General features: G+C 39.1%; 2 protein-coding genes. Both read right to left on the reverse strand.

Translation table 11 applies throughout. From position 1 onward, the window contains the following. Positions 1 to 847: 847 nt before the first annotated feature. A complete protein-coding gene (locus QZT26_RS17360) occupies positions 848 to 1174 on the reverse strand; it encodes a carboxymuconolactone decarboxylase family protein (RefSeq protein WP_099326468.1) in 327 nt (108 codons plus the stop codon). 208 nt (positions 1175 to 1382) lie between these two features. Continuing rightward, positions 1383 to 1646: a hypothetical protein gene (locus QZT26_RS17365; RefSeq protein WP_295103973.1), complete on the reverse strand. Its 264-nt coding sequence runs from the start codon at positions 1644 to 1646 to the stop codon at positions 1383 to 1385. Positions 1647 to 1975 lie beyond the last annotated feature (329 nt).

Consider the following 1975-nt stretch of genomic DNA (forward strand, 5'->3'; position numbering starts at 1 on the left):
AGACCGTGTCGTTACTTTCGATGCCTTACATGCGCAAAAGGAAACCGCCCGTTATCTGGTAGAAGACAAAAAGGCAGAATATATATTCACGGTGAAAGATAATCAAAAAACCATAAAACAAGCCATCAAGGAACTGAATCTCAGTTCTTTTCCCCCCTCAGCACGAAACAATTGAAAAAGGCCATGGCCGCATTGAAATCCGCAGGATTTGGACCAGCACCGAATTAAACGAATATCTTGATTTCCCCTACGTTAAGCAGGTATTTTGCATTCATAGAATATTTACAAAAGTCAAGACCGGCAAAAAGACCGAGGAAATTGTTTACGGTATTACCAGCCTGACACAACAAAAAGCAAGTCCCAAAACCATTCTTAAGTTTTCCCGCGGACACTGGTCAATAGAAAATGGACTTCATTATGTGCGTGATACCTCCTTCCGTGAAGATCATTCTCAAATACGCACACAAAATGCCCCAAGGGCAATGGCTTCTTTGAAGAACCTTGTGGTTGGGCTGTTTCATTTTCTCAATGTACCAAATATTGCAAAGACGCTCAGAAATTTTGCGGCAAGACCTTTTCTTGCACTTCAAATGCTTCGCTTGTAATGTAGAGAACAAAAAAAAGCCTTTATTTTTTTACTATCTCTTTCGTTACCACAGGGATACTCCCGTTACATTTTGCTTGTTTTGCTCATTTCTGCCGATTTATATGGGAATTCTATCGTTTTTTACTTTCTTCTCCACTTATTGACGGGAGCTTTTGGCACAAATTCTTGATCCGCGTCTTTCGTAGGGTGACTTTGACGTTGCCGTGAATTAAGTATGGTGTCCCTTGAATTATCTCTGAATTATCCTTTTTTATTTTGTATAATATCGTCTGCCCAGCTTAATGCAGCAACAACGTTCGGAAATCCAATGGTACTGGTGACGAGAATCATTGTATGATATATCTCCTCCGGTGTTACCCCTGCTTCAAGTGCCCTTCTTACATGACTATGAACAGCGCCCTCGGAGCGTTCAGTTGCAGCAGTTGCAAGTTGAATTAGTTGTGCAGTCTTTTCGTCCAGGGGACCCTCCTGTTTAACAACCTTGCCAAGCTCCTCAACGGCATCGAAATATTTTTCATGTCGTTTTTTAATTTGAAGAAACTGTTTAGGTAATTTTTCCTTTGCCATACTACACTCCTTTTCAATAAGCAATTATACTGATTATAATTTACGGTGGGTAAGTACTGTATTTTATCATACTGTTGTTAAAAAAAGGATGATAAATATTATTGAGTTATGTTGTTATTGATTTTTATAAGGAAAAATCCTATTGATCCAAGTTCAACAAGTAAAAACCATATCTTTTGTAACACCAATAAGTTGCAATTTTAGTACTTCATTTTTCTACACTACATCTTTGAGTTTTAATAGGTGATTTTATATATTTTCTGCCTGGCGGTGTATGTTTCATATGAAGATTATTATAAATCATGTGTTGCTCTTCCGTGGGTGTTGTGCAGGTTCTGACATCAATAACGTGGCCATCCTCTGTGTTCATGGTAGTTGTTACCCTTATGTGTGTAGCAAGGATATTACAGATCGTATTCCACGTATGATGAATCCCCACGGTTCTTAGCTTCTTTAATATCCCGGCAGGCATATGATAGGCCAATACCGTTATATGCGCATGGGCAATGGTTGAGGAGGGGTCTCAAAGATATAGGAGTAAATGCACTTCTGCTTTAAGAGACATTCATCGCATTCTTTGCTCTTGATTACGCATACTACAAGTCTAAAGGCATATCCAAAGCCGCCGCAGAATACGGCGCCTTTATATGCGGGAAAGCGTATTTGGTATTTAGTGCTACGTCTTAGAATAAATGCTCCAAAAATGCCCAATTAGTCTCAGAATATTTGAGTCTAATACCCAGCAAATGATTTGAAAAATCTTACCCAGCTACCCCGCCTTTTTTTTATCCTGCGTAAGTA

Origin of the sequence: uncultured Candidatus Kuenenia sp. (assembly GCF_900696675.1) — a bacterium.
Lineage (GTDB): Bacteria > Planctomycetota > Brocadiia > Brocadiales > Brocadiaceae > Kuenenia > Kuenenia stuttgartiensis_A.

Coding starts and splice junctions, on each gene's coding strand:
- QZT26_RS17365 (WP_295103973.1), bottom strand. CDS start 1,646: ATGCCTGCCGGGATATTAAAGAAGCTAAGAACCGTGGGGATTCATCAT.
- QZT26_RS17360 (WP_099326468.1), bottom strand. CDS start 1,174: ATGGCAAAGGAAAAATTACCTAAACAGTTTCTTCAAATTAAAAAACGA.